Origin of the sequence: Pseudomonas prosekii, from assembly GCF_900105155.1 — a bacterium.
Taxonomy (GTDB): Bacteria; Pseudomonadota; Gammaproteobacteria; order Pseudomonadales; family Pseudomonadaceae; genus Aquipseudomonas; species Aquipseudomonas prosekii.
The window spans coordinates 3,762,284-3,784,484 of the sequence record NZ_LT629762.1; the positions used below are offsets into that span (position 1 = coordinate 3,762,284).

Annotated in this window: 15 protein-coding genes; 5 read left to right on the plus strand and 10 right to left on the minus strand. The window is 59.8% G+C overall.

The window, feature by feature from the left end; genetic code table 11:
• Nucleotides 1–118 precede the first annotated feature (118 nt).
• Entirely contained in the window at nt 119–1,090 is a 972-nt protein-coding gene (gene yjiA, locus BLU01_RS17090) for a GTPase (protein WP_092277777.1), read from the plus strand.
• A gap of 101 nt (nt 1,091–1,191) precedes the next feature.
• Here the strand turns inward: yjiA and BLU01_RS17095 are convergent, their stop codons facing one another.
• The 5 genes from BLU01_RS17095 to BLU01_RS17115 form a co-directional block, all read right to left on the minus strand.
• Nucleotides 1,192–1,875 (minus strand): GntR family transcriptional regulator, encoded by a 684-nt coding sequence (locus BLU01_RS17095; protein WP_092277779.1) that lies wholly within the window; start codon nt 1,873–1,875, stop codon nt 1,192–1,194.
• 25 nt (nt 1,876–1,900) lie between these two features.
• Nucleotides 1,901–2,605: a FadR/GntR family transcriptional regulator gene (locus tag BLU01_RS17100; protein WP_092277781.1), complete on the minus strand. Its 705-nt coding sequence runs from the start codon at nt 2,603–2,605 to the stop codon at nt 1,901–1,903.
• Between the two features lie 55 nt (nt 2,606–2,660).
• A complete protein-coding gene (locus BLU01_RS17105) occupies nt 2,661–3,974 on the minus strand; it encodes a C4-dicarboxylate transporter DctA (protein WP_092277783.1) in 1,314 nt (437 codons plus the stop codon).
• A gap of 289 nt (nt 3,975–4,263) precedes the next feature.
• Entirely contained in the window at nt 4,264–5,517 is a 1,254-nt protein-coding gene (gene glyA, locus BLU01_RS17110; RefSeq protein WP_092277784.1) for a serine hydroxymethyltransferase, read from the minus strand.
• Nucleotides 5,518–5,780: 263 nt separating this feature from the next.
• Nucleotides 5,781–9,641 carry a sensor domain-containing protein gene (locus BLU01_RS17115; protein ID WP_092277786.1) on the minus strand — a complete coding sequence of 1,287 codons (3,861 nt, stop codon included), beginning with the start codon at nt 9,639–9,641 and terminating at the stop codon, nt 5,781–5,783.
• A 286-nt stretch (nt 9,642–9,927) separates the two neighbouring features.
• Between BLU01_RS17115 and ettA the strand changes: the two genes are divergently transcribed.
• Together ettA and gdhA are read left to right on the plus strand one after the other, a co-directional pair.
• Nucleotides 9,928–11,592 carry an energy-dependent translational throttle protein EttA gene (gene ettA, locus BLU01_RS17120; RefSeq protein ID WP_092277788.1) on the plus strand — a complete coding sequence of 555 codons (1,665 nt, stop codon included), beginning with the start codon at nt 9,928–9,930 and terminating at the stop codon, nt 11,590–11,592.
• A 348-nt stretch (nt 11,593–11,940) separates the two neighbouring features.
• Nucleotides 11,941–13,278 carry an NADP-specific glutamate dehydrogenase gene (gene gdhA / locus BLU01_RS17125; RefSeq protein WP_092277790.1) on the plus strand — a complete coding sequence of 446 codons (1,338 nt, stop codon included), beginning with the start codon at nt 11,941–11,943 and terminating at the stop codon, nt 13,276–13,278.
• Here the strand turns inward: gdhA and BLU01_RS17130 are convergent.
• The 4 genes from BLU01_RS17130 to BLU01_RS17145 all read right to left on the minus strand — a co-directional run bounded on the left by BLU01_RS17130 (nt 13,275) and on the right by BLU01_RS17145 (nt 16,828).
• A complete protein-coding gene (locus tag BLU01_RS17130; RefSeq protein WP_092277792.1) occupies nt 13,275–13,769 on the minus strand; it encodes a GreA/GreB family elongation factor in 495 nt (164 codons plus the stop codon). The genes gdhA and BLU01_RS17130 overlap by 4 nt on opposite strands.
• Nucleotides 13,770–13,838: 69 nt before the next feature.
• The gene (locus BLU01_RS17135) at nt 13,839–14,195 is read right to left on the minus strand and encodes a hypothetical protein (RefSeq protein WP_092277794.1); all 357 of its coding nucleotides are present in this window, start codon (nt 14,193–14,195) and stop codon (nt 13,839–13,841) included.
• Between the two features lie 200 nt (nt 14,196–14,395).
• A complete protein-coding gene (locus BLU01_RS17140) occupies nt 14,396–16,249 on the minus strand; it encodes an Lnb N-terminal periplasmic domain-containing protein (protein WP_092277796.1) in 1,854 nt (617 codons plus the stop codon).
• Between the two features lie 90 nt (nt 16,250–16,339).
• Nucleotides 16,340–16,828: a DUF3015 domain-containing protein gene (locus BLU01_RS17145; protein ID WP_092277798.1), complete on the minus strand. Its 489-nt coding sequence runs from the start codon at nt 16,826–16,828 to the stop codon at nt 16,340–16,342.
• Between the two features lie 278 nt (nt 16,829–17,106).
• Here BLU01_RS17145 and BLU01_RS17150 point away from each other — a divergent pair, with 278 nt between their 5' ends.
• Both BLU01_RS17150 and BLU01_RS17155 read left to right on the plus strand, forming a co-directional pair.
• On the plus strand, nt 17,107–19,545 hold the full coding sequence (locus tag BLU01_RS17150; protein ID WP_092277800.1) for a Lon protease family protein: 2,439 nt from the start codon (nt 17,107–17,109) through the stop codon (nt 19,543–19,545).
• A gap of 324 nt (nt 19,546–19,869) precedes the next feature.
• Nucleotides 19,870–20,211, plus strand: coding sequence for a PA4575 family protein (locus BLU01_RS17155; protein ID WP_092277802.1), 342 nt, complete (start codon nt 19,870–19,872; stop codon nt 20,209–20,211).
• A 12-nt stretch (nt 20,212–20,223) separates the two neighbouring features.
• On the opposite strand, the gene BLU01_RS17160 is transcribed toward BLU01_RS17155, so the two are convergent.
• Entirely contained in the window at nt 20,224–22,053 is a 1,830-nt protein-coding gene (locus tag BLU01_RS17160) for a hypothetical protein (RefSeq protein WP_092277804.1), read from the minus strand.
• Nucleotides 22,054–22,201: the final 148 nt, after the last annotated feature.

Here is a 22,201-nt window from a genome sequence, read left to right on the forward strand (position 1 = left end):
CTCGCGATAGCATTCTGTCAGTCGACATTTCGGTTGCTGACCCACCGCCATCGCGAGCAGGCTCACTCCTACATTTTGTTTTTGGTGTGCTCTTAATTTCTGCTACAGGAGATTCCAGTTGTCCTCTCCCATTCCGGTAACGATCCTCAGCGGTTTCCTTGGCGCGGGTAAAACCACGTTGTTGCGTCATCTGCTCAAAGCCGAGCACGGGCTGAAAATTGCCGTGATCGAAAACGAATTCAGCGACGCCGGCATCGACACGCAACTGCTGGGCGACGAGCCGGTGCAAGTCATGACGCTGTCCAACGGCTGCGTTTGCTGCACCATTCACACCGACCTGACCAAAGCCCTGTACCTGCTGCTCGAACGCCTCGACAGTGGCGAAATCGCCTTCGACCGGCTGGTGATCGAGTGCACCGGCCTCGCCGACCCGGCCCCGGTGGCGCAGACCTTTTTCATCGATGAAGAACTGCGCGAGCGCTATATCCTCGACGGCATCATTACCTTGGTCGACGCCGCGCATGCCGACACTCATCTGACGCAAACCATCGCTCAGGCGCAGATCGGTTTTGCCGACCGCTTGCTGGTGAGCAAACGCGATCTGATCGACGAAGCGGCTTTCGACGCCCTCAGCGAACGCCTGACCCGAATCAACCGCCGTGCGCCGATTCGCATTGTCGAGCACGGCCAGATCGACCTGGCAGAACTGCTCGACGTGCGCGGTTTCAACCTCAATGCCGATCTCGGCGGCGGCATGAGCCTGCGCCCGGTGAGCAAAGCACCGTCCATCGACCGCATTTCCAGCCTGGTGCTGCGTACCGACAAACCGCTGGATATCGACAAGCTCAGCGAGTTCATGAACGAACTGCTGGAGCAACATGGCAAGCAATTGCTGCGCTACAAAGGCGTGCTGAGCATCGTCGGTGAGCCGCGGCGCATGGTGTTTCAAGGCGTATTGAAGTTATACGGCTTCGACTGGGACACCGAGTGGGCCGAGGGCGAGGCGCGCGAAAGCGTGATTGTGTTTATTGCCGATGATTTGCCGGAAGAAAAGATTCGCGAGGGGTTTGCGCGGGTGGCGGCGGACTAATCGCAAAACCGTCGGTGACGGTCAGGCCTCATCGCGAGCAAGCTCGCTCCCACATTTGGAATGCATTCCCCTGTGGGAGCGAGCTTGCTCGCGATAACGATCTAACCGGCAACGCGATTTCGGATCAACGTCGGCTGCGGGTTCAGCAACCGCTCTTCCAACAGATCCAGATGCCGATTAAGCAAAGCCACAGCCACTTCGGCATTCCTACCTTCAACCGCCGCCAGCATCTGCGCGTGAACTGACCAGGCGCAATCCTCAGCCAAACGCGCACCTGACTGCGCAATCGCCAGCGAACTCAGCGGCACCAGACTGCCGAGAAAATGCGCCAACGGTGCATTACCGGCCATCTGCGCCAAACACAAATGAAACTCCCCTGCCAAGCGAATCGCCGCGCCCGGCGCCGTGCATTCGCGCTCGCTGGCCACCAGATCGCGCAATGGCTGCAGATCCTGCGGGCGAGGTTGCTGGCACACCAGGCGCATCAGCGTGACCTCGGTCAGGCGCCGCGCGTGCAGCATTTGCCGGGTCTGCTCACCATCAAGCACCGCCACACGCGGCCGATGGTTGGCGCGCAGCACGATCACATGCTGGTGCGACAACCGCGTCAGCACGCCACGAATATCACTGCGGCGCACGCTGAACAGCTGCGCCAGGCTGTCTTCGGTAAAACGGCTGTGGGCATCAATGCGCTGTTCGAGAATGGCATCGAACACTCGTGAGTACAGATCCTGCGCCGGTGCGGAAAAGGGCAGGGCGCTGATGGTTGAGGCGAAGCTGTTCATGGCTTGTCTCCAGTTGGCAGCGGATTCAACTGCCGAGGTTGTCGTCCGGAATGTTCAGTTCAATGCCCATGCGCTGACCTTCGCGCAGGATGTGCCGGCGCATTTCGGCGCTGGCCTGGGCGCTGTTCTTGCTGCGGATCGCGCGGACCACCGCTTCGTTTTCCTCAAGCCGTTCGGCCAAGTGCTCCGGCGAATTGCGCAGCACGTCGGCGCTTTGCTTGAGGGCGTTGCTGGTCTGCTGCACCACGCTTTGGAAGATCGGGTTCGAGGTCAGCGTGAACAGCTCCTCGTGGAACGCGATGTAGGCGTTGACCCCGGCTTCGCTGTCATTGGCCTCAAGGGCTTCGCGCATGTCCATCAAGGTCAGGCGCAATTGCCCGACTTCCTTGCTGCTGATCGATTGCGCCACCAGCCCGACGATAAACGGCTCGAGGGTGTAACGCAGTTGCAGCACGTCTTCGAGGCTGGCGCCGGCCACCGCGCTGTCGTGGCTTTGGCTGTCGCTGAGATTGGCTTCCAGCACCACCACGCCTTTGCCCGGCATCGAACGCACCAGCCCGAGGGTTTCGAGGACGATCACCGCTTCGCGCAGGCTCGGACGGCTGATGCCCAATTGTTCGGCCAGTTCACGCTGGCCCGGCAGCATTTCGCCGGAGCGCCACTGACCACGGGCCAGCGCGGCCCGAAGTTTTTCTACGACTGAATTGACGACCGTTGAAGTGGTAATCACGTTTTGCTCCATGAATAAGGCTAGCGAGCCTGCCGCGTGGCAGGCTCGCGCATGATCAGAATTCCTGCTGATGCGCCGGTGCTACCGGTTTTCTCGGCTGGAAGGTATACCCGACCTGACCGGAAAGCACTTTGTTTGCCCGTTGCACATCAATGTCTTTTTCCCACCGCGCAATTGCCACGGTCGCCACGCAGTTGCCGATCAGATTGGTCAACGCGCGGCCAATCCCCATGAACCAGTCCACCGCCAGCACCAGCACCAGGCCAACCACCGGAATGGCCGGGATCGCCGTCAGCGTCGCCGCGAGAATCACCAGCGCCGAACCGGGAATCCCGTGCGCGCCTTTGGAGGTGATCAGCGACACCAGCAAAATGGTCAGCAAATCAGTCATGGCCAGCGGCGTGCCGGTGGCGTTGGCGATGAAAACAATGGCCAAGGTCAGGTAGATCGAGAAACCGTCGAGGTTGAACGAGTAACCGGTTGGAATCACCAGCCCGACCGTCGAGCTGCCGATGCCCAGGTGCTCGAGTTTGCGCATGATTTGCGGCAACACGGCGTCGGACGACGCGGTGCCCATGACGATCAGCAATTCTTCGCGCAAGTATTTGAGCAGCGGCCACATGCGCAGGCCGGACACGCGCATCACCAGACCGAGAATCAGCGACACGAACGCCACGCACGTCAGGTAGAACAGGCCAACCAGGCTGCCGAGATGTTGCAGCGAGTCGAGGCCATATTTGCTGGTGGTGAAGGCGATGGCGCCGAACACGCCAATCGGCGCCAGGCGCACGATCATGCCCATGATGCGGAAGATCACATGGCTGAGTTCGTTGATCAGCCGCGAAATGCCCGAAGCGGCTTCGCCCACCAGGTTCAGCGCGCTGCCGAACAGCACCGAAAACAGCAGCACTTGCAGGATGTTGTTGTCAGCGAAGGCGCCGATGACCGAGGTCGGAATCAGGTCCATCAAAAACTGCGTGGTGGTGTGCATGTGCTGGCCGCGCTGGGCGATGTCGCCCATGTCGGCGGCGGAGAGCTGGTCGAGATGAATGTTCGCGCCGCTGCCGATGCCGGTGCTGAAGGCGAACACCAGGCCGATCACCAATGCGATGGTGGTCAGCACTTCGAAGTAGATCACCGACTTGAGGCCGATACGCCCGACCTTCTTCAAGTCGCCGGCACCGCTGATGCCGCTGACCACGACGCAGAACACGATCAGGCCAATGAGCATTTTGATCAGTTTGATGAAGCCGTCGCCCAGCGGTTTGAGTTGAGCGGAGTATTCGGGAAGGGTCAGCCCGCAGACGATGCCGAGCACCAGTCCGAGAACCACTTGGAGGAAGATTGAACGCGAGCACCATCTGAGCATGGGAGGAATCCTGGTCGGTGTCCTGGCTGCCGTGCGCGTTGAGCGCATCAGATTCAGGACTTAATTATTGTGGTCTTACCGGTATGTCCAGTGCAGGCGCAGTCTAGTCGCTGTTTTTATTGGGCCGCAAGCGGAAAATCAGCGATTGGCATGACCGGTCTGACCAGTTGCGCGCAATGCACCGAGCTTGAGCCTTTTCGCGTTCTGAAAGTTTTTCAGGCAAAACCCGGACGAAAAAAAACCGGCCATCACTGACCGGTTTTTTTAGTGCTGCGATTCAGCGCTGCAATCAGGCGCCGTATACCGGCAGCTTCTTGCAGATGGCTTTGACTTTCTCACGAACGGCGTCGATCACCGCTTCGTTGTTCAGGTCAGCCAGGATGTCGCAGATCCAGCCGGCCAGCTCTTTGCACTCTGCTTCTTTGAAGCCACGAGTGGTCACAGCCGGGGTGCCGAAGCGCAGGCCGGAGGTGACGAACGGCGAGCGCGGATCGTTTGGCACGGAGTTCTTGTTCACGGTGATGAAAGCCTTGCCCAGAGCGGCGTCGGCGTCTTTACCGGAGATTTCCTGCTTGATCAGCGACAGCAGGAACAGGTGGTTCTCAGTACCGCCCGACACCACGTCGAAACCGCGCTCGATGAATACGCCGGCCATGGCCTTGGCGTTTTTCACCACTTGTTGCTGGTAGGTCTTGAACTCAGGCTGCAGCGCTTCCTTGAAGCAGATCGCCTTGGCAGCGATCACGTGCTCCAGCGGGCCACCCTGGGCGCCCGGGAATACGGCGGAGTTGAGCTTTTTCTCGATGTCGGCGTTGGCGCGAGCCAGGATCAGGCCGCCACGTGGACCGCGCAGGGTCTTGTGCGTGGTGGTGGTCACGACGTCAGCGAAAGGCACCGGGTTCGGGTAGACGCCAGCGGCGACCAGACCGGCCACGTGAGCCATGTCGACGAACAGGTAGGCGCCAACCTTGTCAGCGATTTCGCGGAAACGCGGGAAGTCGAGGATCTGCGAGTAGGCAGAGAAACCGGCCACGATCATTTTTGGTTTGTGCTCGACCGCCAGGCGCTCGACTTCGTCGTAGTCGATCAGGCCATTGGCGTCGATGCCGTACTGCACGGCGTTGTACAGCTTGCCCGACGAGGAAACGCTGGCGCCGTGGGTCAAGTGACCGCCGTGAGCCAGGCTCATGCCCAGAATGGTGTCGCCCGCTTGCAGCAGGGCCAGGTAAACGGCGCTGTTGGCTTGCGAACCGGCGTGCGGCTGAACGTTGGCGTAATCGGCGCCGAACAGTTCTTTGGCGCGGTCGATGGCCAGTTGTTCAACGATGTCGACGAACTCGCAACCGCCGTAGTAGCGCTTGCCCGGATAACCTTCGGCGTACTTGTTGGTCAGTACCGAGCCTTGAGCTTCCATCACCGCTGGGCTGGTGTAGTTTTCCGAAGCGATCAGCTCAATGTGTTCTTCCTGGCGCTGAGCTTCTTGCTCCATGGCGGCAAAGAGATCGGCGTCGTACTTGGCAATAGTCAAATCACGGCTGAACATGGCGGTCCTCAAGGATCGGGGCAGAAAAGGGGGGCATTCTAACCCAATGGGTTTTAGATGGCATATGAAAGGACATCATGTCGCAGACAAGTGGGCTTCATGACGGGATCAGCGGTGATCGTGCTGACCTGTGGCGAGGGGGCTTGCCCCCGTTCGGCTGCGAAGCAGTCGCAATATCTGCTTGTATGGTTTAACTGGAGGATTGCCGGGGCCGCTTCGCAACCCAACGGGGGCAAGCCCCCTCGCCACAAGGGCCGCTCCAATCAATCAAACATGAACAGCGCTTCATTGCTGAATTGCGCTTCAAACCGGCTCGCCGGCATCGGCCGTCCGAACAGATAACCCTGAACCTCATCGCAACCATGCTCACGCAGGAAGTCCAGCTGCTCATGGGTTTCCACGCCTTCGGCAATCACCGCCAGATTCAGGCTGTGGGCCATGGCGATGATCGCCCGGGCGATCTGCGCGTCCTGTTCACCCGACGGCAAACCGTCGACAAACGTGCGGTCGATTTTCAGCACATCGATCGGGAACTGCTTCAAATAGTTGAGCGATGAATAACCGGTGCCAAAGTCATCCACCGCGATGCTCAGCCCGAGGTTTTTCAACCCGGCGAGAATCTGCATCGCCTCGCTGACTTCGCGCATCAGGATACTTTCGGTCAGCTCCAGCTCCAGACAGGCTGGCGGCAGGCCGGTGTCCTTGAGGATATTGGCGATCCGCGTGCCGAGCTGGCCATCGGAGAACTGCCGCGCCGAGATGTTCACCGAGACCTTGGGCACGCGTACTTTGGCCTGATGCCAGGTCTTGAGCTGACGGCACGCTTCGCTGATCACCCAGTCGCCGACATCCACCACCAGCCCGAGCTCTTCGAGCACCGGAATGAAATCCCCCGGCGGCACCAGTCCACGACGCGGATGACGCCAGCGCAGCAACGCTTCGGCGCCGGTCAGGCGTTTGCCGTCGCCGCTGAATTGCGGCTGGTAATACAGCACAAATTCGTCCTGCTCCAAGGCATGGCGCAAGTCGCTCTCCAGCTCCAGACGCTCCAGCGCACTGGCGTTCATGTCGGCCTGATAGAACTGGAAGTTGTTTTTGCCGCGCTCCTTTGCGTGGTACATCGCGGTGTCGGCGTTCTTCATCAACTGGCTGAGCTCGTTGCCATCCTGCGGGCTCAGGGCAATGCCGATACTCGCGGTGACAAAGAACTCGCGACCTTCCAGCACAAACGGTTTGACCAGGCTGGCGAGAATCTGCTCGGCAACGTGAATCGCCCGGTTCAGCGCCACTTCACGGTTGATGCGCGGTTGCAGGAGCAAGGTGAACTCGTCGCCGCCCATGCGCGCCACGGTGTCGTCATCGTCGACGCAACCGAGCAGGCGCGTGGCCATTTCCTTGAGCATGCGGTCGCCGGCGGCGTGGCCGAGGGAATCGTTGATCGGTTTGAAGCGGTCGAGGTCGAGGAACATCAGCACCACCCACGACTTCTGCCGTTCCGCCGATTGCAGCGCGGTGTGCAAGCGATCCTGGAACAGCGTGCGGTTGGGCAAATGCGTCAGGGCGTCGTAATACGCGAGGCGATGGATTCGCTGTTCGCTGGCCTTGCGCTCGCTGATGTCGCTGAAGAAACACACGTAACTGGCCAGGTCACCTTCATCATCGAGCACCGCCGTGATGCCGACCCACGCCGGGTAATGCTCGCCGTTGCGGCGCTTGAGCCAGACTTCACCTTCCCACGTGCTGTGCAGATGCAATTGCTTGAGCACGTAACGCAGGTGCGCTTCCTGTTGGTCATCGACGGTGAGCATGTTCGGCAACTGGTCGAGCACCTGCGCCACCGCGTAACCGCTGACCCGACTGAACGCCTCGTTGGCCTGGACGATGTAACCGGCCGGGTCAGTGATGAGAATCGCCGAGGTCGAGTGCTCGAATACCGTGGCCGCCATGCGCAGGTCTTTCTCGGCGCGGCGCTGCTGGCTGATGTCGCGACCGACGCCAAGCACGCCTTCGAACGCGCCATGTTCGTCCCAGACCAGCACCAGCCGCAGCTCGATCGGAATCTTGCGGCCATCGGCGCGCAAGCAGTCGAACAGAAAAAGTTGGGTTTGCACCTGACTGCGCAGCAACGCCAGTTGCTCGGGTTTATCCAGCGCTTTGCTGACGCGGTCCATCAAGCCGTAGATGCCGGTCAGTTGCTGCGGGTTGGCGATGGTCGATTGCCAGCCGTTCTGGAAAATCCAGTCAGCGTTATAACCGAGCACCGCGTGCACCGACGGGCTGACGTAATTGAGCGAGAGTTTGCTGTCGGTGGAGAAAATCACGTCGCTAATGCTTTCGGCGAGCATGCGATACCGCTGTTCGCTGTCACGCAGCGATTCGCTGGCCTCGATCTGTTCGGTGATGTCTTTGGCCACGCCGATGATCCGCGTGACCTGATCGTTTTTGTCGCGCGCCAATGCCTGCTCGCGAATGTCGAAACGCCGCCAGTTGCCGTCCCGGTGACGGAAGCGCAGTTGGCATTGCAGCAGTTGTGAATAACCGGCGTGGCGCTGAGTCTGCCGCGAACGGTGGTAATAGTCGGCATCTTCCGGGTGCAGGAGAATTTCCCAGAAATACTCGCCCATCTGGTGCAGTTCGCTGCGGTTGTAGCCCAGCGTCTGCCCCAAATGGTGGTTGCTGAAGATCATCCGCTGGCTGATCACGTCCTGCACATACAGGTGATCCGGCACGGTGCGCACCACGTCGGACCAGAAACCCTCACGCTCCAGCAACGACAGTTCGATCAGCTTGCGGCTGGTGATGTCGTTGATGCTGAGGATCACTGCTTTGTAATCGTGCTGCTCTTCCGGCAGGCGCAGCACCAGCCACAGATGCTGATCGCGACCGTTGGTGTCCGGCAGTTTGATTTCCAGTTCGAGTTGTTTCTGCTGATTCAGCACCGCTTCCAGCACCCGCGTGCCGATGGCGGTGGGGTCACTCGGGCAGCCGTCGATCAGCAGGTTCCAGGCTTGTTCGCAGGAATTGACGTTGAGCAGTTGCAGCGCGACCTGGTTGACCTCGGTGATGCGCAATTCCTGGAGCAATTGGCGGCGTTGTTCGGGGACGTCGAGCCAGGCTTGCAGTTGTTCGCTGCTGTTGAGCTGGGCCTTGTCGAAGAAGCTTTTCAGCCCCGACAGGTCGAGCACGCACAGCGCGACGCCGGTGCCTTCGAAAATGTCCTGATACCGGCGGCGCCCTTCATGCAATTGGCGCTGGCGCCGACGCATGCTCAACAGCGCAATAAACGGCAGCAGGGAGAACGCCAGGCCCAGCAGGCATTTGCCGATGAACGCCGGCAACAATTGTTCGAGCACTTGCTGGCGGTCGAACAAGCCGCGCAATTGCCAGTCGCTGCTGCTCAGCGGCACGGTCAACACGCTGTTGGCCAGATCATCCTCGCTCAATTCGGCAGGCTTGCCGGTGGGGAGGGCGGCGGGCATGGCTTGGTCGCGACTGATGATTTGTTGATTGAGGCGGTTTTCCACCAGCCACAACGGGCGGATCCCGGATTCGCCCTGCTTAGTCAGCGACGAGAAAAACGTCGGCGTCAGGCGCAACGCCCAATAACCGCGACTGCTGCCGCTGGCCTGATGCAGCAGCAAATGCACCACCGAACCGTCATCGGCGTTGCTGAAGTAATGCGCTTGCGCGCGGCTGCGACGCACCAGTTCGCTGAGGTAGTCGGCGTCGCGGCTGTCGGCGGCGCTGTCGCTGAGGATTTTCCCGGAGGGGCTGAGCAACGCGAGGCTGCGCAGTTCCGGCAGCGACTGTTGCAGCCGGCGCAAGAGGGCTTGTTGTTCGTCGACGGTTTGCGGTTGCTCGACGATCGGCAGCAGGTTCAAGGCGATCTGCGCGTTCAGCGCCATGTTCAGGCTGACTTGCGCGGCGAGGTCGGCGGTGTAGTCGATGGTGTACTGGCGCTGGTTTTTCTGGGTTTCGCGCAATTGATCGAGCAGTTGCCAGAACAGCAACGCGAGCAGCAATAGCACGAGGGTCGCCAAGGCGCCCTTCAGCGTTCCGCGCAGGGGAGGGCCAAGCGCCGCAGCAGGTGTGCGGTTGGAAAGAGGCGGCGTGACGTTCGACAAACTGGAATCCTGCGGTTTGGCTGGACTGGCGCGACGTGCACTATAAGCCGGACGCCCGAAGGGCGGCTAGCATGCCTTGAGTTGTGGCGAAGTGCCAGCCCCGCATGGCTGGACTGCCATCGGTCATTCAGGTAGCTTTGCCGGTTACGCGGGAGCGTTCCAGCTCCTAAACTCAGGCTTTTTCAGCGCGCACGCATTGGTCCTTATCAGGCGGACGCCGCGCACGGTCTGGCCCAGGCATCGCCTGCGCTCCAATCATTCATCTGTCACTGACCCAAGGTTCTCCATGGCTCAATACGTCTTCACCATGCATCGGCTGGGCAAAGTTGTTCCGCCGAAGCGGGAAATCCTGAAAAACATTTCGCTGTCCTTCTTCCCCGGCGCCAAAATCGGCGTGCTCGGCCTCAACGGTTCGGGCAAGTCCACGCTGCTGAAAATCATGGCCGGCGTCGACACCGAGTTCGAGGGCGAAGCCCGTCCGATGCCGGAGCTGAACATCGGCTACCTGCCGCAGGAACCGATCCTCGATCCGACCAAAACTGTTCGTGAAGTGGTCGAGGAAGCGGTCAGCGTGATCAAGAACGCCCAGGCACGCCTGGACGAGGTCTACGCGGCCTACGCCGATGAAGATGCCGACTTCGACAAACTGGCCGCTGAACAGGCCAAGCTCGAAGCCATCCTGCAGGCCAGCGACGGTCACAACCTCGATCGCCAACTGGAAGTCGCCGCCGATGCGCTGCGTCTGCCGGCGTGGGACGCCAAGGTCGAATTCCTTTCCGGTGGTGAAAAGCGTCGTGTGGCCCTGTGCCGCTTGCTGCTGTCCGCTCCGGACATGCTGCTGCTCGACGAACCGACCAACCACTTGGACGCCGATTCCGTCGCCTGGCTTGAGCACTTCCTGCACGATTTCCCGGGCACCGTGGTTGCGATCACGCACGACCGCTACTTCCTCGACAACGTCGCGGGCTGGATTCTCGAGCTCGACCGTGGCGCCGGTATCCCTTACGAGGGCAACTATTCGGGTTGGCTTGAAGCCAAGTCCGATCGTCTGGCGGCCGAATCCAAGCAGCAGTCGGCTCACGAAAAAGCTATGAAGGAAGAACTGGAGTGGGTGCGCAAAGGCGCGAAGGCCCGCCAGTCGAAATCCAAGGCACGTCTGCAACGCTTCGAAGAAATGCAATCGCAGGAATTCCAGAAGCGCAGCGAAACCAACGAGATCTACATCCCGGCCGGTCCGCGCCTGGGTGACAAGGTCATCGAGTTCAAGAACGTTTCCAAGGGTTACGGCGATCGCGTGTTGATCGACAACCTGTCGTTCTCCATGCCTAAAGGCGCGATCGTTGGCGTGATCGGTGGTAACGGCGCGGGTAAATCGACGCTGTTCCGCATGTTGATGGGCAAGGAACAACCGGATTCGGGCAGCATCGAAGTCGGCGAAACCGTGCAACTGGCCTGTGTTGACCAGAGCCGCGACGACCTCGACGGCAGCAAGACGGTGTTCCAGCAAATCTCCGACGGTTCGGATCAGATCCGCATCGGCAACTACGAGATTCCGTCGCGCACCTACGTCGGTCGCTTCAACTTCAAGGGCGGCGACCAGCAGAAGTTCGTCAAGGACCTGTCCGGTGGTGAGCGCGGTCGCTTGCACCTGGCGCTGACGCTGAAGGAGGGTGGCAACGTCCTGCTGCTCGACGAACCGTCCAACGACCTCGACGTGGAAACCCTGCGTTCGCTCGAAGAAGCCCTGCTGGACTTCCCTGGCGCCGCCATTGTGATCTCTCACGATCGGTGGTTCCTTGACCGTGTGGCGACGCACATCCTGGCCTACGAAGACGATTCGCAAGCGATCTTCTTCGAAGGCAACTACACCGAATACGAAGCCGATCGCAAGAAACGCCTCGGCGAAGCGGCTTCCCAGCCGCATCGTGTACGGCACAAGAAACTGGCCTGATAGCGGGTTGGTTGGATGAAAAAACGGAGCCTTCGGGTTCCGTTTTTTTTGCGCGTTATTCAGATAAATCGCGCCGTGGCCTTCGCGGGCAAGCCTCGCTCCTACAAGAGCAACGCGGTCCCCTGTAGGAGCGAGGCTTGCCCGCGAAAGCAATTTATTGATCGGTGAAAATCTCCATGTAGCAGTCCCCATTCAGGTGCACAAAACACCCAAATCCCCAGCAGATTTATATCCTGTGCACCATTTAATTTCATAAACGCGACACTTTGCGCTGTTCCTGTGCGCAATTCGTTTGCTAAAGTCCGGGCCAATCTCTTCCAACGACAATAAATTTGCCGAGACTTTTCCATGATCGAATCCGTTGAATCCTTCCTCGCCCGCCTGAAAAAACGTGACCCGGACCAGCCTGAATTTCACCAGGCCGTTGAAGAAGTCTTGCGCAGTTTGTGGCCGTTTCTTGAAGCCAATCCGCATTACCTGACGTCCGGTATTCTCGAGCGCATCTGTGAGCCGGAGCGGGCGATCGTGTTTCGGGTTTCGTGGGTCGATGATCACGGCAAAGTGCAGGTCAATCGCGGCTTCCGTATCCAGATGAACAGCGCCATTGGCCCGTACAAGGGCGGTTTGCGTTTCCATCCTTCGGTGAACATGGGCGTGCTGAAATTCCTCGCCTTCGAACAAACCTTCAAAAACTCGCTGACTTCACTGCCAATGGGCGGCGGCAAGGGCGGCGCGGACTTCGACCCGAAAGGCAAAAGTGACGCCGAAGTCATGCGTTTCTGCCAAGCCTTCATGAGCGAGTTGTACCGCCACATCGGCGCGGACGTGGACGTCCCGGCGGGCGATATCGGCGTCGGCGCGCGCGAGATCGGTTTCCTCTTCGGCCAATACAAACGCCTGAGCAACCAGTTCACCAGCGTGCTCACCGGCAAAGGCCCGAGCTATGGCGGCAGCCTGATTCGCCCGGAAGCCACCGGTTTCGGTTGCGTGTATTTCGCCGAGGAAATGCTCAAGCGCAGCGGACAGACGGTTGAAGGCAAGCGCGTGGCCATCTCCGGCTCCGGCAACGTCGCGCAATACGCCGCGCGCAAGGTCATGGATTTGGGCGGCAAGGTAATTTCGTTGTCCGACTCCGAAGGCACGCTGTATTGCGAAAGCGGCCTCACCGAGGAGCAATGGCTGGCGGTGCTGGAACTGAAAAACGTTCAGCGCGGGCGCATCAGTGAACTGGCCGCGCGCTTTGGCCTGGAGTTCAAGGCCGGCGCGCATCCGTGGTCGTTGCCCTGCGACATCGCGCTGCCGTGCGCGACTCAGAATGAGCTGGACGCCGAGGCCGCTCGCACGTTGTTGCGCAATGGCTGCATCTGCGTTGCGGAAGGCGCGAACATGCCGACCACGCTGGACGCCGTCGACCTGTTCATCGAGGCCGGCATTCTCTTCGCGCCGGGCAAGGCGTCCAACGCTGGCGGCGTCGCGGTGAGCGGGTTGGAGATGTCGCAAAACGCCATGCGCCTGCTGTGGACCGGCGGCGAAGTGGACAGCAAACTCCACGCGATCATGCAGTCGATCCACCATGCGTGCGTGCATTACGGCGAAGAGAATGGCCGGGTCAATTACGTCAAAGGGGCGAACATCGCCGGTTTCGTCAAAGTCGCCGACGCCATGCTCGCCCAAGGCGTGGTTTAAGCCGGTTCGATGCGAATGACCTCAATCGACTGATCGCCGGCCGGACGTAGCCACAGCACCTCGTCCCCGAGTTGCGCCCCGAGCAACGCCCGGCCCAGCGGTGAACCCCAATTGATCAGCCCCGCCGGCGCGTCCGCCTGATCTTCGCCGACCAGTTGCACGGTGTGCTCGGCGTCGTGTTCATCGGCGAACGTCACGCGGCTGCCAATCTGCACTTTCTGCGTCGAGCTGGCGCTGGTCACCACTTGCGCGCTGTGCAGGCGCTGGTTGAAATACCGCAAATCCCGTTCAAGGTCGGCCAAACGCTGTTTGTCTGATTGCTCACCTTTGGCCGATTGTTCGCTGTGCAGCTTTTGCAGTTCGGCAACCTTCGCGTGCAACTGCGCGAGGCCTGCCGGGGTGACGTAATTGGGCTGCGCGCTGACCTGCCGTTCGACTGGCTGATCGGCTTGTGCAGCGGCGTTATCTTCATTGACGAAAGCACGACTCATGATTTTCTCCCGGTATAGGGTTTGGTCCATGGTCGCAGCGCAATAGTTTCGATGGATGTCTGCCAGCGACTATGGCGAGCGCAAGGCCCGCGCGGTGTCCTGATCTTTCTGCTGCTGCCAGGCTTTTTCGCGGTCGTCCCAATGACGGCTGCGGTATTGCTCGCGATCCTGGTTTTGCAGCATTGCCTGACACTGCCGGAAGCCGTCGCCCCAGCCCTCGGCGTATTGGCTGTCCTTGAGGTAACGCGGCACGTTCTTGCGAAATTCCCCGGTGATCGCCCCGGCGGCCTGACGGCCACTGATGCAACCGTCATCGAAACCATCGGCGAACGCCGGCGGGTAACCTCTGGCGATCAAGTCTTCGTGGGTCGACTGACAACCCGCGCACAACAGCAGCAATCCCAGCACACTCGCTAAACGCCACATCCTGGACTCCCGGCCGATGGTCGGCCCATGTGAAGAGTCTAGAGGCGGATTTGTCAGCGCGGAGTGAAAGAAAGGTCAAATGATCGCAACCTTGTGGGAGCGAGCTTGCTGGCGATGAGGCAATAACTTCAACATCCATGTTGCCTGTTACGCCGCCATCGCGAGCAAGCTCGCTCCCACAGGGATGATGGTGTGTCGAATCAATAGTGATACCACTTCACTTCGAGCATCACTTCGTTCTCGGGGGAGGCGAGGTGGCTGAATTCGCGTTGCGCGCTCAGGCGCAGACCGACGTTGCGCGACAATTCCCATTGCTGGTTCAGGCTGATGCTGCGACGCACTTCGCCGTTGGTGAAGAAATCACCCTTGGTTTCCAGACTGAAATTGCCCAGCGGGTTTTTCCACAGCACGCCGCTATTGAACCCGGCGGCTGGCGAAATGAACTCGGCGAAATCATTGTTGTGCTCGACGCGCACCGTGCCCAAGGCAAAACCGAGCACATCCTCGCCCAATTGCCAGGTGCCGCCGCCACCGCCATTGACGTGGCTGACCAGGGTTTCGTCGTCATGTTTGCCCGGCACGCGCTCAAGACCACCAGTGACTTGCCACGACAACGGCTGCAACAGCTCGTTACGCGGCGTCAGCGAGCGAATCGTCGCCAGGTCCAGTTGCTGCAATTGCCAGTGATTGCCTTCGTACTGACGCAGCTTCATCTGCAGGATTTCAATTTGCGCGCCCAGCGGAAAGCTCTCGGCGTTGTCATTCAGATCGTGATACGCCATGCGCAAGCCGTATTCACCAAACGCCTTGTCGCCACGCGTGCCGAGCCCGGCCTGCCAGGTGCGCGACTCGTGTCCATCCTCGGGCAAACCCGGGCGTTCGATATCGAGTTCCGGCGGCGGGTTCTGGTTGATCGCGCGGAGCAATTCGAAACTGCGCTGAGCGCGTTGGGGATCGCGTTCCTGGCCGTTGGCGCGATAGCGTTCGAGGCGATACGCGGCATCGATTATCAACGCCTGGCGATCTTTCGCTTGCGCCTTGAACGCGGGATCCTGCAGCACTTTTTGATCGGCGCTGACCTTCAACACCCAATCCTGTTCTTCGCTGGACAACGGCTCGGCGCGGCTCAGGAGTTCGCGCTCGCGGGACGGCCGATATTCGATCGACTCGACCAAACCGGCCTCTTTCACCGCTTTCACGGTGTCGGTCGGGATTGCCGTCAGCGGGAATTGTTCGGTCAGGCGCAGGCTCGGCCGCGCCACCTGGAGCAATTCGAGCAAGCGGTAGGAGCAGTTTTCGTCGAAGAAAAAGTAGTCGAACTGAATCTGCTTGAGCTCCCAGACGTGCTCGACCATGCGCTCGGTCTCTTGCTGGGTCAGGTTCAGCCGGTATTCCCACAGGTCACGGTTTTCGAGGCTGCGGTATTCCGAGAGTTTTTCCTGATAGGGCACCAGCGCGAACAGCCCCGGATAGCCGCCCATCAAGCCTTTCCAGGCGTAGAGAATGCTGTTGTCCGAACCTTCGATGTAGGCGCCGAAGTTGATCGCGTAGCTGAGCAGGGTGGTCTTGTCGCTTTGCACGTTGGCCTGATCGATGCGCAGCAGCGTGTGGCCGAACATCGACGATGGGCTGTTGAGGTACGCCGCCGGGAAGATCATCACCGCACTGTGCGGCGCGACATCCTTGAACCATTGCTTGAACTCGCTGCACTGCGGCACCGGCAGATCCGTCAGGTTCAGTTGCGCTTTCAGCCAGCGGGTGCGCGCCGGGTAGACGCATTGCGCATGTTGCTCGCCAGCACTTGCCGGGGCGTACAGCGCCTGCACGGTGGCCGCCAGTTCACGGTCCGGGTGTTCGTTGCCGTCGCTGGCGAGGAAGAATTTTTTGTCGCTGACATAGCTGCGCCAGCCGCCGAGCTTGGCGGTTTCGTAATGACCCAGGGAAATCCAGAAAGGGTCGTTGGCCAGTTGCTGCAAACGTTGATCGTCGATGTGTGGCGCGGCGGACAGCGGGGCGCAGACACAGAGCGCCAGCCAGGCAAGGCGTTTGAGCATAGTGGGCAACTTGGTTGGAAGTAATAAAGACCCAAGGAGGGCAGGTCCAAAAAACAAAACCCGCTCCCGAAGGAGCGGGGTGACGCGAGCTTATGCTTGAGTGGCGTACTTGGCCAGACGAGGATCGCTCTTCAGGATAGCCAGAGTGTTGGTATGCACGTCGTCCGCGGTCACGTCAGCCTTGCTGAAGATCTGCTGGAAGTGCTCGTGAGTCACAGCGGCGAAATGCGCACGGTCTTCCGGCGCCACGCCCAGTACCACGGCGTAAGTAGTCAGCGCTTCGCCCTGACCTTTAGCCATGTCTTCGGACAGCTCGTTCATCATGCCATTCATGGCAATCCAGGATTTGCCGCCATAGGTCAGCGACGCGTTAGTGGAGCAACCGTTGGTGCCGGAAGTCATACCAAATGTTGCGTTACCGGACGTGCCGTTGGTGGTGGATGCGAGGAAGTGAGCCGGGGTGCCGCGCTGTCCTTCGAACAGCATGTTGCCCCAACCACAATCAGGGCCGCCTGGCGCCTGAGCCATGGCATTGAGGGAAACAACGGTGAAGAGAGTACCGAGAAGAATCCGTTTCATAGCTTTGTTCTCTTTATGTGCATACCAATGGACAAGGGGTTTGGCGCCTTGCGACGCCAGTGAGCCGGTTATTAGTTCCAGCCGCGCAATTTGGAGTTTAGGCACGTTCCAAGGGTTCCGTGATTTTTTCCAAAACATTCGCTGTAAAACAATGTTTTGCCCCCGCCCCGCGTGGGCATGGCGGTTTGTCTATGCTTTGGCTTGAGGCGCGCCTTGCCAGTCGGGTATGGGCAGCGCCAGAATGCCGCTATCTGCCCCGCCTGATGTAAGGAAGCCCGATGCCTGATCCTGTTGCTGCCAGCTTGCGTCTAGCGCCCGAAGCGCTGACCCGTCCGTTTTCCGCTGAACAGTTCAGCTTCTCTACCACCAATGAATTGGAGCCCTTCCGCGGTGTGCTTGGCCAGGAACGTGCGGTCGAAGCCTTGCAGTTCGGTGTGGCCATGCCACGCCCCGGTTACAACGTGTTTGTCATGGGCGAGCCCGGCACCGGCCGGTTTTCGTTCGTCAAACGCTACCTCAAAGCCGAAGGCAAACGCCTGCAGACCCCGGCCGATTGGGTCTACGTCAATAATTTCGATGAACCGCGCGAGCCGCGCGCACTGGAGTTGCCATCGGGCACCGCCGGGGCGTTTATCAACGACATCAACGGTTTGATCGACAACCTGCTGGCGACTTTTCCGGCGGTCTTCGAGCATCCGTCCTACCAGCAAAAGAAAAGTGCCATCGACCGCGCCTTCAACCAGCGCTACGACAAGGCCCTGGACATCATCGAGCGCCTGGCGTTGGAGAAGGAAGTCGCGCTGTACCGCGACGCCAGCAACATTGCGTTCACGCCGATGAGCGAGGGCAAGGCGCTGGACGAAGCGGAATTCGCGCAATTGCCGGAAGCCGATCGCGAGCGTTTTCACGACGACATTTCCGGTCTCGAAGAACGCCTCAACGAAGAACTCGCGAGCCTGCCGCAATGGAAGCGCGAGTCGAGCAATCAGCTGCGCCAACTCAACGAAGAAACCATCACTTTGGCATTGCAGCCGTTGCTGGCGCCGTTGTCGGAGAAGTACGCCGAGAACGCGGCAGTGTGCGGTTACTTGCAAGCGATGCAGGTTTACCTGTTGAAAACCGTGGTCGAGCAACTGGTCGACGACAGCAAGACTGACGCGGTCGCGCGCAAAATGCTCGAAGAGCAATACGCGCCGAGCCTGGTGGTCGGGCATTCCGCCAGCGGCGGTGCGCCGGTAGTGTTCGAGCCGCACCCGACCTACGAAAACCTGTTCGGGCGCATCGAATACAGCACCGATCAAGGCGCGTTGTACACGACCTATCGGCAGTTGCGTCCGGGTGCGCTGCATCGCGCGAATGGCGGTTTCCTGATTCTTGAAGCGGAAAAAATGCTCAGTGAGCCGTTCGTGTGGGACGCGCTGAAGCGCGCCCTGCAATCGCGCAAACTGAAAATGGAGTCGCCGCTCGGTGAACTCGGTCGTCTGGCCACGGTGACGCTGACTCCGCAACACATTCCGTTGCAGGTCAAAGTCATCATCATCGGCGCGCGGCAGCTGTACTACACGCTGCAGGACCTCGATCCGGACTTCCAGGAAATGTTTCGTGTCCTCGTCGACTTCGACGAAGACATCCCGATGGTCGACGAAAGCCTGGAGCAGTTCGCCCAGTTGCTGAAAACCCGCACCTCTGAAGAAGGCATGGCGCCGCTGACGGCGGATGCGGTGGCGCGTCTGGCGACTTACAGCGCGCGGCTGGCCGAGCATCAGGGACGTTTGTCGGCGCGTATCGGCGATCTGTTTCAACTGGTCAGCGAGGCCGATTTCATCCGCCATCTGGCGAGTGACGAAATGACCGACGCCGGGCACATCGAGCGTGCGCTCAAAGCCAAGGCAACCCGTACCGGGCGTGTTTCGGCGCGGATTCTCGACGACATGCTGGCGGGGATCATCCTGATCGACACCGATGGCGCAGCGGTCGGCAAGTGCAACGGGCTGACGGTGCTGGAGGTCGGTGATTCGGCATTCGGCGTGCCGGCGCGGATTTCCGCCACGGTCTATCCGGGCGGCAGCGGCATTGTCGACATCGAACGAGAGGTCAACCTTGGCCAGCCGATTCACTCCAAAGGCGTGATGATCCTGACCGGTTACCTGGGCAGCCGTTACGCGCAGGAATTCCCGCTGGCGATCTCCGCGAGCATCGCCCTCGAGCAATCCTACGGTTACGTGGATGGCGACAGTGCGTCGCTGGGCGAGGCCTGCACGCTGATTTCGGCGTTGTCGAAGACGCCGCTCAAGCAGTGTTTCGCGATCACCGGCTCGATCAACCAGTTCGGCGAAGTGCAAGCGGTGGGTGGGGTCAACGAGAAGATCGAAGGCTTCTTCCGCCTCTGCGAAGCGCGCGGGCTGACCGGCGAGCAGGGCGCGATCATTCCGCAGGCCAACGTGGCAACGCTGATGCTCGATGAAAAAGTGCTCTCGGCAGTGCGCGCGGGGCAGTTCCATGTCTACGCCGTGCGTCAGGCGGATGAAGCGCTGAGCCTGTTGGTAGGCGAGCCGGCCGGTGAGCCGGATGCTGATGGCCAATTCCCTGAGGGCAGCGTCAATGCGCGGGTGGTGGAACGCCTGCGAGCCATCGCGGAAATGATCAGCGAAGAAGACCTCAAGGAAGCCGAAAAGGAAATGGCCCTGGAAGCACTGGTGGAAGCCAAACCAGCGTGATTTGAGCCATACCTCCCGTAGGAGCGAGGCTTGCCCGCGAAGGCCATCTGCCAACCCACATTGATGTTGGCTGACACGCCGCCTTCGCGGGCAAGCCTTGCTCCTTCAGTTTTTTGTGCATTGGCAAAATCGACATTTCGCTGCGAGAGTGCCATCACGCTGGCGTCAATATTCACACAATGACCGCTCGGCGCCTTCTGGTCTCGCTTTGCTTGCGAAGCGAACTTTTCTTCTATTCTCAGCTCAAGGATAAGGACAGCAATCATAGGATCGAAACAGCCTTTTCACCGAGGCTGAATACCGGATCTACCGAGGGTCGCCGCCATGTCGCGCAACCTCTGCCTCACCCGTCAATGCCTGGGCCTTGTGACCCGTATCGAGTGCGCCATCCGCCCATTGGCGGGCGATACGGGCATGTGGACCTTACTCTTCGCCGCCGGAATGGCCGGTGAACAACCTTCGGCCATCAAGGCCCAAGGCCCGTTTCATGGCCCGTTCGCGGCTGAATCGATCCTCGACACCATCGTTGAAAGCCTGACGCTGCACGGCTACGAACTCGCCGACGACCCGCAAATCTGGTGCCTGCATCTGCAAGCCCAACTGCGGGAAATCAACGGCGGTCGTTGCCGCAGCCTGGGTGGTTTCGACTCCCGACCCGATCATTAGCCCCCGGCCGAATCACTGAACCGGGTTGGGCAGTTCGGTCTTGTCGAGTTTGACCTCAAACCCGTATTGCACGGTGGTGAGGTCGGTTCGCTGATAGCTTTCCAGTTGCGTCGGCTGGCCATAGAAGTAATGCACGCCAAACAGCGCCGGGCCTTCTGCGCTGGCGTTGTGGCTGACGGCGAGAATCTCTTTCAGGTAATTGCCGCTGTCGTCCTTGGCGTAGAAACGCCACTCATCAGCTGGAAACAGTTTCTGATCTACCACCAACGCGTTGCCCTTGAGCTCCAGGCCTTCGGGTAACTGCTTCGCGCCGAGGCTTTTCTTGGCCACGGTCGCCAGAAACAGCGGCATCGAGCCCACCGCGTAGGCCGGGGTTTCCGGAAACAGATTCAGGTCGTAAGTGATGGTCCGGCGCAACGGGTCGACCTGATAAGCCTCCGGCGGCAACTCGATCGGCTCATCACGCTTGCCTCTGCCGTCCTCGGTAAAAAAGCTCACCGGGCCGTCAACCGGTTTCAACGCGGTGCCGAGCATTTCCTCGTTGAAGCTGCGCGGGCGATCAAATTCGATCTGCGCGGCGCTCGTGTCGTCCACCGATTGGCTGATGCGCACGCTCTTCTTCAACTGTTCTTCGTCGAGCGTCGCGCCTTTGAGCCACGCCGGGGCCTGGTCGTCATACACCACCACCGGCAGATCCAGCGGCTGAATGTTTTTCTGCGTGGTGTTTTGCTCGAAACGGCGCACCGGCAGGTTGAGATCCTTGCGCGTCACTGTGGCGCTGGAGAAGTCCAGCACGCTGACCTCAAGCGTCTCGATCGGGCCGTTGAAATACACCTTGGAGTAATTACGCGTCTGCTGCTTTTCGAAGGCTCGCTGATCGTCTTCGAGCTGCTTTTCCAGCGAATCGCTCCAGGTTTTTTCCTGCTGCAACCTGGCCAGTTGTTTCTGATAAAAAGCGATTTGCGCAGCGGTTTCATTGATCGAGCCCGAGCGCGAAAGGAACTGCCCGGTGCTGTCGCGAGCCTGCACGATCAGCGGGTTGAGCGGCGTCTCGCTGACTTCGGCGGCCGTTGGCAGGCTGTTATCGAATTCGATCTCGGCGTAATTGGGCTCGAGTTTGAGCAGCTTCACGCTGAGGTTGTCGTTGCTGCGCGTCTGCCCGACATCCTTTTTCGTCAGCTCAAAACTGTAGAGCCGACGCGGCGCCACCACTTCAACCTTGCCTTGCAGGCTCACCGGTTGCGGCTGCTGTTTGTTGTCGACATCCAAGCCGTCGATGAACGGGTAGGTCACGGTCAAATCTTCGGGGTTGGTCAGGTTCGAACTCGAAGGACTGAGCTGGATGCCGGGATCGGTTTCCGACCATTCCGGTTGAAAACCGATGACGCGTTTGTCGCTCAGGGTCACCGATTGCCATTCCAGGCCATTGGGAAAAAGAAACGTGTCGGGAATGTTGAAGTTGAACGGGAACACCGGTTGCAGATCGGTCAGGTAGTCGGAGCTGGAATCTTTGTGCAACACAAACAAGCCGTTGATGTAGGTGTCGACCAGCGCCTGCGGGGTGGGGTAGTGCTTGAGCACTGCCAGCACGTCTTCGCTGTATTCGGTTTGCAGCGGCTTGGTGTCGAGTTTGAGCTGCGCGCGTTCGAGCAACAGCAGCGAGCCGCCCAACTCGGCGATGGCGTTCTTGAGTTTCGGGTCCTGAATGGCATTTAATGACGTTTCGAACTGCGCGGTTTTTTCGTCAAGGCTGACTTGGCGTTTTTCATCGCTGGGTGAGCAACCGCTGAGCAGCAACGCCAGGCACACGCCGGCACTCGTAAAAGGCAATCGCACATCCATTTCCTGTCTTCCTGTCCGGTGTCACTGACTTGTGAATGGTTTGGACACTAGCAGAAAAGCTTTGTCACATACGCGCAGGTTACGGATTTATCGATGGTTTCCGGATGCTTCTGGGCACTGGCAGCGCGTTGTATACTCGCCGCCATTT

Coding starts and splice junctions, on each gene's coding strand:
- BLU01_RS17095 (WP_092277779.1), bottom strand. CDS start 1,875: ATGAACAGCTTCGCCTCAACCATCAGCGCCCTGCCCTTTTCCGCACCG.
- BLU01_RS17105 (WP_092277783.1), bottom strand. CDS start 3,974: ATGCTCAGATGGTGCTCGCGTTCAATCTTCCTCCAAGTGGTTCTCGGA.
- glyA (WP_092277784.1), bottom strand. CDS start 5,517: ATGTTCAGCCGTGATTTGACTATTGCCAAGTACGACGCCGATCTCTTT.
- ettA (WP_092277788.1), top strand. CDS start 9,928: ATGGCTCAATACGTCTTCACCATGCATCGGCTGGGCAAAGTTGTTCCG.
- gdhA (WP_092277790.1), top strand. CDS start 11,941: ATGATCGAATCCGTTGAATCCTTCCTCGCCCGCCTGAAAAAACGTGAC.
- BLU01_RS17130 (WP_092277792.1), bottom strand. CDS start 13,769: ATGAGTCGTGCTTTCGTCAATGAAGATAACGCCGCTGCACAAGCCGAT.
- BLU01_RS17135 (WP_092277794.1), bottom strand. CDS start 14,195: ATGTGGCGTTTAGCGAGTGTGCTGGGATTGCTGCTGTTGTGCGCGGGT.
- BLU01_RS17140 (WP_092277796.1), bottom strand. CDS start 16,249: ATGCTCAAACGCCTTGCCTGGCTGGCGCTCTGTGTCTGCGCCCCGCTG.
- BLU01_RS17145 (WP_092277798.1), bottom strand. CDS start 16,828: ATGAAACGGATTCTTCTCGGTACTCTCTTCACCGTTGTTTCCCTCAAT.
- BLU01_RS17150 (WP_092277800.1), top strand. CDS start 17,107: ATGCCTGATCCTGTTGCTGCCAGCTTGCGTCTAGCGCCCGAAGCGCTG.
- BLU01_RS17155 (WP_092277802.1), top strand. CDS start 19,870: ATGTCGCGCAACCTCTGCCTCACCCGTCAATGCCTGGGCCTTGTGACC.
- BLU01_RS17160 (WP_092277804.1), bottom strand. CDS start 22,053: ATGGATGTGCGATTGCCTTTTACGAGTGCCGGCGTGTGCCTGGCGTTG.